This is a genomic window from Campylobacter concisus (genome assembly GCF_902460545.1).
Lineage (GTDB): Bacteria > Campylobacterota > Campylobacteria > Campylobacterales > Campylobacteraceae > Campylobacter_A > Campylobacter_A concisus_AE.
Genome location: NZ_CABPUE010000001.1, coordinates 213,037 through 227,397, shown reverse-complemented (window position 1 = coordinate 227,397; position 14,361 = coordinate 213,037). Strand labels below are relative to the sequence as shown.

Sequence of the window (14,361 nt, the reverse complement as noted above, 5' to 3'; positions counted from 1 at the left end):
AGTCATCATATTGTTTTGGATCATAGACTAAAATTTCATTAAATCTCATATACCCAAAATAATCTTTCGGTACAATTTTTTCATGTTTCATTGCGTAGGCAGTTGCGTATGGTGGCATCGCGTAGCAAACAAATCTTGCCTCATTTATATTTTTATAAATATTTAAGTGTATATCAGCATCAAGACTAGCTTCATTCCAACGATAGTCTTTTTTTGATGAAAGAAGTGTCAAATCATCATCTTTTAAATTATCAAAAATGGCATTTTGTTTATTGATTATAAATTGATTTTTTTCGACTCTTGCCGAAATCGAGCCGTGAAAGACGCCAAAAAAATTCTTTCTAAACATAGAAAGTGATATCGTTTTTATCTCATTTATTGAGTGTTCTAGCTCCATTTTTCCTCCTACGTTTAAGCGATTATATTTAAGCTATCTTAAAATTTATGTAAAATTTTGTGTAATGATAGCTTTTTAAGTAAAATTTCGATAAATTTTCCACACTATTTACTATAAAGAGGCAGTGTTGCAAAGTCCACATATCAGTGTTTTACTTGATGAAGTTCTATCTTTTTTTAAAAATTTAAATGGAAATTTTATAGATTGTACGCTTGGGTATGCAGGGCATTCTAGTGCCATTTTGTCTCAAAATAAAAATTTAAATTTAATTGCCTGTGATAGAGATAATGAAGCTATAAATTTTTCACTAAAAAAACTTGAGCCATTTGGTAGTAGGGTTAAAATTTATAAAAGTAACTTCTCTGAATTGACTAGCAAGCTAAGTCAAGAAGAAATTTTAAATGTTAGAGGAATTTTGGCTGACATTGGTGTTAGCTCGCTTCAGATAGATAAAGATGATAGGGGCTTTAATCTTGGCTCAAGCATGCTTGATATGCGTATGGACAAAGAGCGAAATTTTAGCGCATTTGACGTTGTAAATGATTACTCTTTTGACGAGTTGGTTAGAATTTTTAGAGATTATGGCGAGATAAAAAATGCTGCTGGGATTGCGAACAAGATTATAAATGCTAGAAATTTTGGCAAGATAACGAGTGCAAAAGAGCTTGCAAATTTAATAGGTACAGCCCAGATAAAAGGGCGCGGAGTTAGCCCTGCAATACTTGCCTTTCAAGCGATCAGGATAGAGGTAAATGGTGAGCTAGATGAGCTAACAAATTTACTTGATAGTATAGAAAAATGTGTGTTTAAAGATTGTCTTGTGGCGATTATTACATTTCACTCGCTTGAAGATAGGATCGTAAAAGAGCGCTTTAAAAGATGGGCGAATAGCTGTATCTGCCTACCTGGTGTTTATAGATGTGAATGCGGAAACAATCACGAACTAGGAGAAATTTTAACCAAAAAGCCACTAACAGCAAGCCAAAATGAGCTAAAGATAAACTCACGAAGCAAGAGCGCAAAACTTAGAGTTTTTAAGATAAAAGGATAAAAATGCAAGAAAAAGAAGAGCTATTGACGCTTCACGACGAGGAGCAAAAACGTGAGGTAAATTTAAGCTTTAAGACATTAGTGATGGTCTATTTAGCTGTTTTTATAGCTCTAGCTATATTTTTGCCAAAAATTTACATAGCAAATCAGATTTATTATATAAGTAGGGATATAGCCGACATCAGCGGTAAGCGAGATATGCTTTTAGAGGAAAATAGAGCTCTTAATATAAAGCTCGAAAATTTACGTTATAAAAATCAAATTTTAAACAATATGCAAGAGCGTCAATGGAAATAACTAAACATTTAAAGTTTTTTAAATTTTGGCGATTCAATTATATTGGCAAATAATATAGCTATTTTGTATATAACTGCACAAAAATAAAATTAGCTCAATAAACAAAGTCTAGCTTAACTTACTAATTAATTACCCTCTTTTTGAGAGATTAGCTTTTCATATATATATTGTTCTAAATCTTTTTTTGATATGTCGTTTTTTATAGCAGTATTATAAATTTCTTCGACCTTGCTTGAGTATTTTTCATAGCTAAAATAAGGAAAATGCACACTCCAAGCTTTCTTGATAAGATCGTGACTTATCTCTCTTCTTGCCCAAACTTTAAACATATCAAAGCCAATGAAAACGGCCGAAGTAACGACAGCAGTCGCTATTATAGATATGTGTGCGTCAGTTTTTGCTAAAAAATGATGCGTGATGATTAACAATGGAAATAAAATGACAAAACAGATAAGTGCGTAAATCTGATAGAGCTTGATGTGGTTAAATCTAAAATTTAACTTTGCTCCGTCTATTAGCATACCTTCGTTAAAAAGGGCATTTGCTTCAAGTAGATCCCTGAATAAAACTGGCTGTTTTGAAACAAAAAAAACGTTTTTTATGATTCTATCTTTTAAAGTTTCTTGCATTTTTTATAGACTTTTTACCTTTGAAATTTTGGTTCATTATATCTAAGAATCTATAAATTCAAACAAAATTAGATACAATTTGCCCAAAATTTAAGGAGCTAAAATGGCAGATCAAGCTTTGCAAACCGTCTTTTTAAACGGAGAATTTTTGCAAAAAGATGAAGCAAAAGTTAGTGCTTTTGATAGAGGATTTATATTTGGCGATGGAATTTATGAGGTTGTGCCTGTGATAAATTCAAAAATGGTTGATAAAGATGGATTTTGGGCGAGATTTGAAAGAAGCTTAAATGAAATAGATATAAGCTTGCCCTACGAAAAGGAAAAATTTGAAGCGATCTTAAACGAGATAATCTCCAAAAATGCCTTAAAAGAGGGCGGAATTTACATGCAAGTAACAAGAGGCGTGGCCTTTAGAAATTTCTATTTCATAGAAAATTTAACACCAAGCGTCTTTATCTTTTGCTACGAGAGTGAAATTTTAAACAACCCAGCTGCAAAAACTGGCATAAAAGTGGTAAGCGTCGAGGACATAAGGTGGAAAAGGCGCGACATAAAATCGATCTCGCTTCTAGCTCAGTGCTACGCCAAAAACGAGGCTCACAAAAAGGGCGCAGACGAGGGCTTTATGATAGAAAACGGCTTTGTCACAGAGGGCTGTAGCTCAAGCGCTTTTATCATCAAGGATAAAACCCTCATCACCAAGCCACTTTCAAATGAAATTTTGCCAGGGATTCGCCGCATGAGACTTTTAAAGATTGCTAAAGATATCGGCCTTAAGATAGAGGAGCGAAAATTTAGCATGGATGAAGTTTATAATGCCGATGAAGTCTTTATCTCGGCTGCTACGCTCATACTCTTACCAGTCGTTTATGCTGATGGTAAGGCGATAAATGGCGCAAAAGTAGGAGAAATTTCAAGCAAACTTCGAGAAATTTATGCTGGCGAACTTTTAAAAGAAGCTGGACTTTGAAAGAAAAAATCCTAATAAGTGCTTGCCTAGTCGGCATAAATTGTAAATTTAACGGTGAAAATAATCTCTTAAATAAAGATGTTTTAGATGAAATTTCAAAGAGATATCATCTGCTTTTTGTTTGTCCTGAAGTTTATGGTGGACTTAGCACGCCGAGGGAACCGGCTGAGATGAAAAATGGTGCAGTTATTTGTAAATTTTCAGGCAAAGATGTGAGTGAAAATTTCAAAAAAGGAGCAGAAATTTGCCTGAGAATAGCCAAACTAAATGGTTGTAAAAAGGCTATTTTAAAATCAAAAAGTCCAAGTTGTGGAAGTGGGCAAATTTATGATGGAAGCTTTAGTAAGAGGCTTATTTTAGGCGATGGCATCACAGCAAAACTGCTAAAAGAAAATGAAATTTTAGTTTACAGCGAAGATGAGATAGTAGGGCTTGATGTTTGATAGGCTAAAAGACAACATTATACTTGAGGTGATTTTTAAATATATCATCTTGTTGCTGCTTTTTATCTGTGTGATCGGTCTTTTTATGAGCGGCGTTCTTTTCTTAAATGGGGAGATGAGTGAAAGTTCGCTGAATTTACATATTTTCTTTGGCTTTAGTTTGGTTGTCTTGACGATTGTTCATAGTTATGTTAAGAAGAAAAAGTTAAAGAAACTAAGCCTTGAGTTTAAAAATATTTTAAATCACAAGCCAGTGCAGATGGATTGTAACACTACTAGATTTTTAAACGCTTTAAATGATGTAAAGGTTGGCGAGTTATCAAAGAAATTTGGCTCTGATATTGTAGAAATTTTAAGGTCAAATGACATAAAAGTAAAAAGCGATAATGAGACTATGAAGCAAATTTGTAAAAATAACGATGAAAAGATGTTTTATATTTTTGTTTTGATTGTAGAAGCTATTTTTAAGGATAAGGAAAAAAGTTGAAAAAGGGTATATTTTTAGCATTTAGCGTTGCTTTGTTTTTGGGATGTTCGCAGACCCAGCCAAAGCCAAGTGTGCAAAATTCTTTACCAGATGAAAATGTATATAAGCCAAATGAACGCATTAGTTTGCTTGATTTTGAAATGAAGCAAGATGCCTCATCGCTACCGCAAAATATACAAAGTGCAAGCTTTGATCAAGAAGAAATTTTAAAAAGAAGGTTTAAGGTTTTTACATTAAGGGGCGTAAAATTTAATCCAAACGATGTCTTTTGGGCATTTAATATATATAAGCTAAGCGAAAAGAGAAAGTATTTTGGCTCAAATTTTAGAGAGATCCCACAAAGCTGGTTTGACGCACAAAAAGACAATGCAAATTTTTCAGCTCTTTCAAGCATCTCTGCTTATGCTCTAACTTCGGCAAACACAGCTTTAAGAAATTTTCCAACCGATGAGCCGATGTTTTTAAATCCGCAAACTCCAGGCGAGGGCTATCCGTTTGATTATCTGCAAGAATCAACCCTAAGCATCGCTCATCCACTTTTTGTGTCACATCTTTCTAAAGATAGGGCATGGGCGTTTGTTAGCGATGATGCGGTTTGGGGCTGGGTAAAGGTCGAGGATATAAAATTTATAAGCGATGATGAGGCAAATGCCTATCAAAAGTCAAGTTTTGTGACTATAAAAACGGATAAAATGCCAGTTTATGACAAGGCTGGAAATTTTTTATTTTATTCAAGAGTTGGAGCGATACTGCCTGTTTTGGCGCAGGATAGTAAAAACTACTACGGAAAAATTTATGTAAGAAATCTCTTGAGAGAATTTGTGTTGCCAAAGTCTGTTGGCGCTCTTTTTCCTCTTAAATTTAATGACTCAAATCTAAAAACACTTATTAGTTCCCTTCTTGCTCAGCCTTATGGTTGGGGTGGGGTCGATAAGCTAAGGGATTGCTCGCTTTTTACCAAAGATTTGCTAGCAAGTTTTGGCGTGTGGTTGCCCAGAAACTCAAGGGCCCAAGCAAATATGGGACAAAAATTTGATCTAAAAGGACTTAGTAACGCTGCTAAGACAAAAGAGATAAAAGAAAAGGGTGTGCCATATCTTACGCTTGTGCATCTGCCAGGGCATATCATGCTTTATGCTGGATACAAGGGCGATGATATATATGTGGTGCATGATGCTTGGGGACTAAAAACCGAAAATAACGGCAGAGCGTTAATTGGTGCTACGGCAGTAACTACACTAAACATCGGACAAAACAGAAGCGATATACAAAACTCAAATTTGCTCATTTCAAAGGTCGATTCTATAAATGTGATAAAGCCTGAAAATGTAATAAGTGATAAAGCTAGAAAAATTTCAGCTTTACAAAGGGCTTATGATGTTAAGGTTGAGGATAATCTGGTCAAATTCAGTGATGGAACAATATTTGTCTATGATGACTTTAAACAAAAAGATGATGAGTGTAGCACTGGGGCCGATATAGAGGATATGAATGCGCTTGATTACGCTGCATTTTCGCCACTTAGCACCGCACTAAGCGATGCTGGCAGATGTAGAAACTACGAGCTTTTAGGCAAAATTTATGGCTCAAGTGAGAGCGAGGTAAAAGCAAATTTGGTAGATGTCGTTTGGCTAAAAGATAGCCTTGCGCTAAAACTACCATTTAACTCTAAAAATGGAGCCGCAACTGCTTTGCAAGACGTAAGTAATGAGCTAAATGAGATGGTAAAACATGATATGAGTTTGCTTGAGTATTTAAAAGATCCAGGCGGGACATTTAAATGGCGCATCATCGCTGGCACAAACCGCTTGAGCGCTCACAGCTACGGCATTGCGATCGATATAAATGTGAAAAAGAGCCACTATTGGCAGTGGAGCAATGGCTACCAAAACCTCATTCCTGAAAAGATAGTGCGTGTTTTTGAAAAACATAAATTTATCTGGGGCGGACGCTGGAAGCACTTTGATACGATGCATTTTGAGTACCGTCCAGAGATGTTTGAGTAGATGCTAGATCAAATTTTAGAAATTTTATCTCACTCAAACGTCTTTTTAACAGGCGGCGGCGGTGTTGGCAAGAGCTATCTAACTGCCTCCGTCATAAGACACTACAAAGAAAATTTTAAAAACGTCATAATCCTTGGCTCAACTGGCATAAGTGCCGTTAGCCTTGGAGGAGTTAGTTTGCATAGCTTTTTTAAATTTGGCTACTGCAAGGACTACGAGGAGCTAAGGCGCTTTGACTATCATCAAAAAGATAAACTAAGCAAGCTAAGAAATATGCTTGATGCTTGCGATCTTTTGGTGATTGATGAAATTTCAATGGTTAGCTCATATCTAATGGAGATGATAAGATATCGCCTGCTCGCCTCTAAATTTAAAGGTAGAGTACTTATAGTTGGCGACTTTTATCAACTTCCCCCAGTGCAAAAAGAGCAAAACGAAAATAGGCTTTTTAATTTTTTGTACGCTTTTAACTCCAGTGCGTGGGAGGATATGAAATTTACAAATGTCGAACTTCTCATCTCAAAACGCACAAATGATCTTAAATTTTATGAGATTCTCTCTAGGCTGCGAGTAGGCGAGCTAGATGATGAAATAATGAGCTATATAGAGAGTTTAAGAGTGACCAAGATAGAGCCAGATGATGATACGAGTGTGCTTTTTGGTAGAAACGCCGAGGCTGAAATGCTAAATCAAAAAAGGCTTTCAGAACTTGACACACCACTTGAAATTTCAAACTCAGATGTGAGCATTTTGGATGAAAATTTAGATAAAAAAGAGTTTGAAAAATGGGCAAATACACTAAATATCTCGCGAAATTTGGAGATAAAGATAGGCGCTAAGATCATCTTTACGTCAAATAAATGGGGCGAATATTACAACGGAGAGCAAGGCAAGATCATGCAAATTTTAAAAGAAAATGGCATCATCTCTAGTGTGATCGTGAAAAAAGATAGCGGCGAAATTTGTGAGATAGAAAAAGCTGCTTATGTATTTAGCTCGTTAAATCTAAACGAAGACGAGATCGAAGAAAATGTACAGGCATCGCTCTATCAGTTTCCATTTAAGCTTGCCTATGCGCTAACTATCCACAAATCTCAAGGAATGAGCATAAACTCGCTCATTTGTAATATCAACCACATTTTTGCCAAAGGACAACTCTACGTCGCACTTTCTCGTGCAGTAAGTCCTAAAAATTTAAAACTTTTTTATGATAAAAAAAGTGATTTTAGGCAGCATTTAAGAAAAGTGGTTAAAATTGACGACGAAGTTAAGAAATTTTACCAAGAAAACGTATTTTTGCATATTAAGGAGAATTTATGAAAAAGCTATTTTTAAGTCTTGTTTTTTGTATTTTTGCATTTGCAGACGTGCTAAAAGTAAGAGATTTTCAAACAGATATCTACTCAAAAGCTGGACAAAATTTAACAAAAAAGATAAATATGAACCTTGAAGTTGTTGGACGCGATGTTGAAGAAAATGAAGCGTATGTGCTTGATGCTTTAAACATAATAGTTGGTAGCTTTTACGTGGAAGATATTTTAACCTCAATGGGAAAAGAGAAATTTAAAGAGCTTTTCATAAAATACGCAGCCAAAAAGCACTCTCTTGATATTGATGATGTGCTTATCTTAAATATAAAAGTGATAAATAATCTTGAGCTAAGTGAGATCATAAAAGCAATAAAAAGCCAAAATTTATGCTCCGATCCAAGCGTTAATGAAGAGATTGTAACAAAACCAGAAAAGAAGAAAAAGGGCAATGAGATTATCATCTCGCCAGATCCAAATGACGTAGTCCAAAAGCCTATTGATCTAAATAATGTTCAAGAATTTGGAAAAGATTTTGGAGAGAAGTGAGTAAATTTGGCTAAAGCTAGCCAAATTTATTGATTTACTATATCGTAACCTTGCGGGATAACCGGAGTTAGCGTCTCTTGTGGTATGAGCGCGTCTTTTACTGGGTTGCTTAGAGTGATTTTTATCTTATTTGAAAGCTTGTCTTTATAGTCAATCGTCGTTGGAAGATTATTTTTAATAGTTATAAAATACTCAACTCCGTCATATATTGCTTTGTAAAGTGTTGGTTGAACTTGCTCTGCGTGAGCTAAAATTTGCGTCAAATTTGGCGTATCATCAAGCTTTGAAATGATGGCTTGCTCAAGCTCGTCTTCAATCACGATCACACGCTCTTTGTTAAAATAAATTCTCTTTGGCGTTGGACTTTCATATATCCAAAGTGCAGTATTGTCGTTTTTTGCGTAAAATCTACCCTTGTAATTTATGCTTTTGCCTTCGCTAAAAACAGTTTGTGTAAAGTCACTTTGCAGGCTTTTGAAATTTAAGCCAGCACCAAATGAGCAAACTGCGACGAGAGATGCAACTAGAAATTTTCTCATTTTTTATCCTTTTTTGGCGTATTCTAGCCCAGTTTAATTAAATAAATAGTTAAACTATGCTAAGATCCAAAGTTTAAAAATTTAGGAAGGTAAAATAATGATTTCATCGGTATTTAGAAAGATTTTTGGCACCAAAAACGATAGAGAAGTCAAAAAATACATAAAACGTGTGGCGCAGATAAACGCGTTAGAACCAACTTATGAGAAGATGAGTGATGATGAGCTTAAGATCAAATTTAACGAGCTAAAAGCCCAAGTAGTAGAAGAAAAAGTCACTTTAGATCAAATTTTAAATGATGTCTTTGCGTTAGTTAGAGAGGCTAGCAAAAGGGTGCTTAAGATGCGCCATTTTGACGTGCAACTAATAGGCGGCATGGTGCTAAACGATGGCAGGATCGCTGAGATGAAGACAGGCGAGGGTAAGACCTTGGTTGCGACTTTGCCAGTTATCTTAAATGCGATGAGTGGCAAGGGAGTGCATGTAGTAACTGTAAATGACTACCTTGCAAAGCGTGACGCGACGCAAATGGGCGAACTTTATAACTTTTTAGGCTTAAACGTTGATGTGATACTAAGTGGCGGATACGACGATGAGGTAAGGCAAGCTGCCTATAACGCTGACATAACATACGGCACAAACTCAGAATTTGGCTTTGACTATCTGCGTGACAATATGAAATTTGAAGCTGGTCAAAAGGTACAAAGAGGCCATAACTTCGTTATCGTGGACGAGGTTGATAGTATTTTGATAGATGAGGCTAGAACACCACTTATAATCTCTGGTCCAACAAACCGCACGCTTGATGGCTACATAAGAGCCGATCAAGTCGCAAAACAGCTTACCAGAGGCACTCCAGCTGATCCAAACGTGCCAGGCTCAAAGCCAACAGGGGATTTTATAGTAGATGAAAAAAATAGAACGATAATGATCACAGAGGCTGGCATAAGCAAGGCTGAAAAGCTCTTTGGGGTTGAAAATCTATACAACCTTGAAAATGCCGTGCTAAGCCACCACCTAGATCAAGCTCTAAAAGCTCACAATCTCTTTGAAAAAGACGTTCATTACGTCGTAAAAGATGGTGAGGTTGTCATCGTTGATGAATTTACAGGACGTCTAAGCGAAGGCAGACGCTTTAGCGAAGGGCTTCATCAGGCACTTGAGGCAAAAGAGGGCGTAAAAATTCAAGAAGAGAGCCAAACGCTTGCCGATACAACATATCAAAACTACTTTAGAATGTATAAAAAGCTTGCAGGTATGACTGGTACGGCTCAGACAGAGGCTACTGAGTTTTCTCAAATTTATAACCTTGAAGTTATCTCGATCCCAACAAACGTGCCAGTTAAGAGGATCGATCAAAACGACCTTATCTATAAAACTCAAAATGAGAAATTTAAAGCAGTTATCGATGAAGTCAAAAAAGCTCACGAAAAAGGTCAGCCAGTGCTTGTGGGAACTGCAAGTATCGAGCGTAGTGAGGTGCTTCACGAGATGCTTAAAAAAGCTGGCATCCCACACTCTGTGCTAAATGCTAAAAACCACGAAAAAGAGGCCGAGATCATCGCACAAGCTGGTGTAAAAGGCGCTGTAACTATCGCTACAAATATGGCTGGACGTGGTGTTGATATCAGGATAAATGACGAGGTGAGAGACCTTGGCGGTCTATATATCATAGGTACCGAAAGGCATGAGAGTAGAAGGATAGATAATCAGCTGCGTGGCCGTGCTGGCCGTCAGGGCGACCCTGGTATGAGTAGATTTTACCTAAGCTTAGAGGACAATCTTTTAAGAATTTTTGGTAGCGACCGCATAAAAGCGATCATGGATAGGCTTGGTATCGACGAGGGCGAAAGCATCGAGAGCCGCATGGTGACAAGGGCTGTTGAAAACGCTCAAAAGAAAGTCGAGAGCTTGCACTTTGAGGCTAGAAAGCACTTGCTTGAGTATGACGACGTGGCGAACGAGCAAAGAAAGACCATCTACAAATACCGCGACGAGCTACTTGATAAAAACTACGATATGAGCGAAAAGATAGCTCAAAATAGGGTTGAATACGCCACAAATTTACTTGATACGGCTGAAATTTTCCATGGCGGCTTGAAAGATGACTACGACATTAAAAATTTATGCTCTATCATCCTTGCAGATTGTGGCGAAGAGATCGACGAGAGTGAGCTAAAAGGGCTAGAGTATAATGAACTAGTGGAGAAAATAGCGCAAATTTTAGAGGTTAGATATAACGAAAAAATGAGCGTGCTAAATGAAGAGCAAAGAAAAGATATAGAGAAAATTTTATATCTTCAAGTGCTTGATAATGCATGGAGAGAGCATCTTTATCAGATGGATATCCTAAAAACTGGCATCGGCCTAAGAGGGTATAATCAAAAAGATCCGCTAGTTGAATACAAAAAAGAGAGCTACAATCTCTTTATGGAGCTAGTTGGCAGACTAAAAACTGAGAGCGTTAAAACGCTTCAAATCGTTAGATTTAAGAGCCGTGAGGAGCAAGAAGAGCAAGCTAGGATGATGCTAGAAGCTAGCCAAAATGCTGAAAATGAAAATTTAAGCTACAACAACCAAGGCGAAGATGAAAATTTCACGGCAGAAAAAAAGATACCAAGAAACGCTCCATGCCCTTGCGGAAGCGGTAAAAAATATAAAGATTGCCACGGCAAAAGTGGCCCTAAAAAAGGCATATTTGCTTAAAATTTCTACTTTTAAGGCGCAAAAGCGCCTTAATCTTTTAAAGGCTATTTGATGACAAGCTTACCAAAGTACCTACTTTTTAAATATTTAAGATTTGATAAAACTCAGCCATTTATCGCTCTAAGCGCCTTGCTCGCCTTTCTTGGTGTGAGCATAGGACTTATGGTTTTAATAGTTGCGATGGCTATTATGAATGGATTTGATAAAGAATTTGAGCGCAAACTTTTTACGATGAACTACCCTATAACCGTTCAAAGCGCCTTTAAGGGATCGATCGATGATGGCTTTGTAGATGAGCTAAAGGCTAAATTTAGTGATCTTAAATTTAGTCCATATATCAGCACGCAGGTCATTTACCGCTCGGCAAATGCGCTTGAGGGCGGACTGATTTACGGCGTAAATTTTAAAGATGAAAAGCAGATAAACTCGGTCGTAAATGAAGCTTTAAAAGATAAAGAGCTAGAGGGCTTTGAGGTACTTGTGGGAAGTGGCATAACGAGTGAGTTTAGACTAAGAGATGATGAAAAACTAACGCTTATTTTTACAAAGGCTGATCCAGCTGGCTTTTCTCTAACGCCAAAGATGAAGCGCTTTGACATAGGCGGCTCATTTACATCTGGGCTAATCGCCTATGACAAGGCGTTTTCATATACTTCAGTTGATGCATTAAGGAAAATTTTGGACTATCCAAAGGGCGTTTATGATGGAATTCACATCTTTTCAAGTAAGCCATTTGATGATATAAAAAGGGTGCGCGAGGGGCTTCCAGCAGGTACGGTGGCTATTGGCTGGTGGGAGCAAAATGGCAACTTTTTCTCAGCACTTGCACTTGAAAAAAGAGCACTTTTTATCGTTTTGATGCTTATTATCCTTGTGGCGTCGCTAAATATCATAAGCTCACTACTAATGACCGTGATGAACCGCAGGCAGGAGATCGCCTTGCTTCTAGCACTTGGAGCTAGCAAAGGCGAGATAAAAAGAAGCTTTTTCTATCAAGGACTAGTAATCGGGGGCGGTGGCATTATATTTGGCTTGATACTTGGCTTTTTATGGCTATTTTTACTTGGAAATTTCAACATCATAGACCTGCCAGCTGACGTCTATGGCTCAAGCAAACTACCACTCGAGCTTTCAACCATCGATCTTGTGCTTATTGTAGTTGGAGCTGTATTTATCGTGGCTATATCGTCTTATTACCCAGCTAAAAAAGCCACGGAAGTAAATGTGCTTCAAACGTTAAGAAATGAGTAAAGCCTAGAGATTTAGGCTTACTCATTGCTTGTAAAAGTTATTTTTAAAAGATTATTTTAAAACCGAACATAAACTCGTAAAAATTCTAGGATAAATTTATACTTTTACACTCTTATATCATGATCGATTTTGCATTGAAGAGCCTCGTGTACGAGTGTTTTTGCCATGACACGCTCTTCGTTTATTAGGTGGAAATTTTTACCTAACTCACCAAAAATATCTTTATTGCCCTCGCCATTTATTTTTATTATAGTTTGGGTATTTACGCCGTAGTCTTTTATCTTTTGTGCGATGAGCTCCACTCTTTGCTCATTATTAACAGTTATAATAACAGCGGCTGCATCGCTTAGGCAGGCATTTTCAAGTGTGTGGCTTTGAAGAACGTTACCTAGAAATACATTTTCCCCGCGGCTCCTACCAAGCTCAACTAGACTAATATCATTATCAAGCACAAGATATAAAAGCTTTGTCTCTTTTAGTCTCAAAACGACTTCTTGTCCAAGTCTCTCATAGCCAAAGACTACGATGTGATTTTTTATTTTTTGTGGCTTTAGAGTTTCATTCGGTTCAACAACGATCTCACGTTCTATGAGGTCTGCTATCGCGTCTAGTTTTTTAAGTATAAAAGGCGTAGCAAACATCGATACAACAGAGGCTGCGATAAAAATTTGAGCAGTTTGTATATCAAGTAAATTTCTAGTAGTCATTAGTCCAAAAACAGCTAGTGCAAATTCGCCTATTTGACAAACACTAAGTGCAGTTTTTGCAGCAACTCTTCGCTTTAAGTAGATGTTTAAGATAGCAAAAACGACAACTGCTTTTATCACCATGACACTAAATACTAGGCCAAGAACAAGCCAGATGTTTGAGACGACGACAGCAAAATTTATCTGCATACCAACGGTTATGAAAAATAGCCCTAAGAGTAAATCTCTAAAAGGTATGAGATCAACTTCGATTTGGTGTTTATACTGTGTCTCTGCCATCATCATACCAGCTAAAAATGCACCCAAAGAGTATGAGAAGCCAAAAAAGTGAGCCAAAGTGCTAGAGCCAACGACCATAAATAAAATCGTAGCTATAAAAACCTCTTGCGAATTTGTTTGAATAACTTTATAAAATATCCAGTTGATGACATATTTACCAAGTAAAAATAGCACAACAATAAGAATAATCGCACTTGTAAATGTCTTTAGCAAAAGCTCATTTATTGAAGCATCTTGCGAGCTAAACATATCGATCATAAGCAAGATAGGAATGACTGCAATATCTTGAAAGAGTAAAATTCCAAGTGCTTTTCTGCCGTAAATTTTGCTCACATCGCCACTATCATTTAGCGTCTTTAGCACGATCGCAGTTGATGATAGTGCAAGTGCAAGACCTGCAATAAGTGCTGTTTCGTCTTTTAAGTGAAGGGCATAATAAAGCATAACGCCCATTATAAAGCCACTTAAACAAACCTGTAAGCCACCGTTTAAAAAAACCTCTTTTTTCATTCCCATTAAGTGTTTAAAGCTAAACTCAAGCCCAATGGTAAACATCAAAAATGCGATACCAAATTCCGCGATATGAGAAATTTCATCATTGCTTTTTAGGTTGAAAAATTCTGATATAAGCGTACCTGTTACGATGTAGCCGATAATGGTTGGTATCTGAAATTTTTTAAAAATGACGTTTAATGCGACTGAGATCGCTGCAACAAGCAAGAAACCTTCTAAAATTTGTTCCATAA

General features: G+C 36.8%; 14 protein-coding genes. 10 read left to right on the top strand and 4 right to left on the bottom strand.

Features of this window, described 5'->3' with window-relative positions; translation table 11 throughout:
- The coding region (locus tag FZ949_RS01095; protein WP_148790048.1) for a class II aldolase/adducin family protein at nt 1-397 on the bottom strand (397 nt) is incomplete at its 3' end.
- A 127-nt stretch (nt 398-524) separates the two neighbouring features.
- Here FZ949_RS01095 and rsmH point away from each other — a divergent pair.
- Nucleotides 525-1,448 (top strand): 16S rRNA (cytosine(1402)-N(4))-methyltransferase RsmH, encoded by a 924-nt coding sequence (gene rsmH / locus FZ949_RS01090; RefSeq protein WP_148790022.1) that lies wholly within the window; start codon nt 525-527, stop codon nt 1,446-1,448.
- A 2-nt stretch (nt 1,449-1,450) separates the two neighbouring features.
- Complete coding sequence (locus FZ949_RS01085) at nt 1,451-1,744, top strand: hypothetical protein (RefSeq protein WP_021090986.1); 294 nt, start codon at nt 1,451-1,453, stop codon at nt 1,742-1,744.
- Nucleotides 1,745-1,869: 125 nt separating this feature from the next.
- Here the strand turns inward: FZ949_RS01085 and FZ949_RS01080 are convergent, their stop codons facing one another.
- On the bottom strand, nt 1,870-2,373 hold the full coding sequence (locus FZ949_RS01080; RefSeq protein WP_148790021.1) for a hypothetical protein: 504 nt from the start codon (nt 2,371-2,373) through the stop codon (nt 1,870-1,872).
- A gap of 103 nt (nt 2,374-2,476) precedes the next feature.
- Between FZ949_RS01080 and FZ949_RS01075 the strand changes: the two genes are divergently transcribed.
- The 6 genes from FZ949_RS01075 to FZ949_RS01050 are packed head-to-tail and all read left to right on the top strand — an operon-like array spanning nt 2,477 to nt 8,135.
- The gene (locus FZ949_RS01075) at nt 2,477-3,343 is read left to right on the top strand and encodes a D-amino acid aminotransferase (protein ID WP_148790020.1); all 867 of its coding nucleotides are present in this window, start codon (nt 2,477-2,479) and stop codon (nt 3,341-3,343) included.
- On the top strand, nt 3,340-3,786 hold the full coding sequence (locus tag FZ949_RS01070) for a 2-thiouracil desulfurase family protein (RefSeq protein ID WP_148790019.1): 447 nt from the start codon (nt 3,340-3,342) through the stop codon (nt 3,784-3,786). The genes FZ949_RS01075 and FZ949_RS01070 overlap by 4 nt, the downstream gene beginning before the upstream one ends.
- A complete protein-coding gene (locus FZ949_RS01065) occupies nt 3,779-4,273 on the top strand; it encodes a chemotaxis protein (protein WP_148790018.1) in 495 nt (164 codons plus the stop codon). The genes FZ949_RS01070 and FZ949_RS01065 overlap by 8 nt, the downstream gene beginning before the upstream one ends.
- A complete protein-coding gene (locus FZ949_RS01060) occupies nt 4,270-6,279 on the top strand; it encodes a bifunctional C40 family peptidase/M15 family metallopeptidase (RefSeq protein WP_148790017.1) in 2,010 nt (669 codons plus the stop codon). The genes FZ949_RS01065 and FZ949_RS01060 overlap by 4 nt, the downstream gene beginning before the upstream one ends.
- The gene (locus tag FZ949_RS01055) at nt 6,280-7,599 is read left to right on the top strand and encodes an ATP-dependent DNA helicase (RefSeq protein WP_103579675.1); all 1,320 of its coding nucleotides are present in this window, start codon (nt 6,280-6,282) and stop codon (nt 7,597-7,599) included.
- Nucleotides 7,596-8,135: a hypothetical protein gene (locus FZ949_RS01050; protein WP_103579674.1), complete on the top strand. Its 540-nt coding sequence runs from the start codon at nt 7,596-7,598 to the stop codon at nt 8,133-8,135. The genes FZ949_RS01055 and FZ949_RS01050 overlap by 4 nt, the downstream gene beginning before the upstream one ends.
- A gap of 26 nt (nt 8,136-8,161) precedes the next feature.
- Here the strand turns inward: FZ949_RS01050 and lolA are convergent, their stop codons facing one another.
- Nucleotides 8,162-8,674: a LolA-like outer membrane lipoprotein chaperone gene (gene lolA / locus FZ949_RS01045; protein WP_103579673.1), complete on the bottom strand. Its 513-nt coding sequence runs from the start codon at nt 8,672-8,674 to the stop codon at nt 8,162-8,164.
- 97 nt (nt 8,675-8,771) lie between these two features.
- Between lolA and secA the strand changes: the two genes are divergently transcribed.
- Entirely contained in the window at nt 8,772-11,378 is a 2,607-nt protein-coding gene (secA, locus tag FZ949_RS01040) for a preprotein translocase subunit SecA (protein WP_103579672.1), read from the top strand.
- Nucleotides 11,379-11,429: 51 nt separating this feature from the next.
- Nucleotides 11,430-12,629: an ABC transporter permease gene (locus FZ949_RS01035; protein ID WP_103579671.1), complete on the top strand. Its 1,200-nt coding sequence runs from the start codon at nt 11,430-11,432 to the stop codon at nt 12,627-12,629.
- A 104-nt stretch (nt 12,630-12,733) separates the two neighbouring features.
- Here the strand turns inward: FZ949_RS01035 and FZ949_RS01030 are convergent, their stop codons facing one another.
- Nucleotides 12,734-14,359: a cation:proton antiporter gene (locus tag FZ949_RS01030; protein WP_103579670.1), complete on the bottom strand. Its 1,626-nt coding sequence runs from the start codon at nt 14,357-14,359 to the stop codon at nt 12,734-12,736.
- Nucleotides 14,360-14,361 lie beyond the last annotated feature (2 nt).

Bases quoted from the DNA above. Each gene is read 5' to 3' on its own strand.
- FZ949_RS01085 (WP_021090986.1), top strand. From the start codon at position 1,451: ATGCAAGAAAAAGAAGAGCTATTGACGCTTCACGACGAGGAGCAAAAA.
- FZ949_RS01080 (WP_148790021.1), bottom strand. From the start codon at position 2,373: ATGCAAGAAACTTTAAAAGATAGAATCATAAAAAACGTTTTTTTTGTT.
- FZ949_RS01075 (WP_148790020.1), top strand. From the start codon at position 2,477: ATGGCAGATCAAGCTTTGCAAACCGTCTTTTTAAACGGAGAATTTTTG.
- FZ949_RS01065 (WP_148790018.1), top strand. From the start codon at position 3,779: ATGTTTGATAGGCTAAAAGACAACATTATACTTGAGGTGATTTTTAAA.
- FZ949_RS01055 (WP_103579675.1), top strand. From the start codon at position 6,280: ATGCTAGATCAAATTTTAGAAATTTTATCTCACTCAAACGTCTTTTTA.
- FZ949_RS01050 (WP_103579674.1), top strand. From the start codon at position 7,596: ATGAAAAAGCTATTTTTAAGTCTTGTTTTTTGTATTTTTGCATTTGCA.
- lolA (WP_103579673.1), bottom strand. From the start codon at position 8,674: ATGAGAAAATTTCTAGTTGCATCTCTCGTCGCAGTTTGCTCATTTGGT.
- secA (WP_103579672.1), top strand. From the start codon at position 8,772: ATGATTTCATCGGTATTTAGAAAGATTTTTGGCACCAAAAACGATAGA.
- FZ949_RS01035 (WP_103579671.1), top strand. From the start codon at position 11,430: ATGACAAGCTTACCAAAGTACCTACTTTTTAAATATTTAAGATTTGAT.
- FZ949_RS01030 (WP_103579670.1), bottom strand. From the start codon at position 14,359: ATGGAACAAATTTTAGAAGGTTTCTTGCTTGTTGCAGCGATCTCAGTC.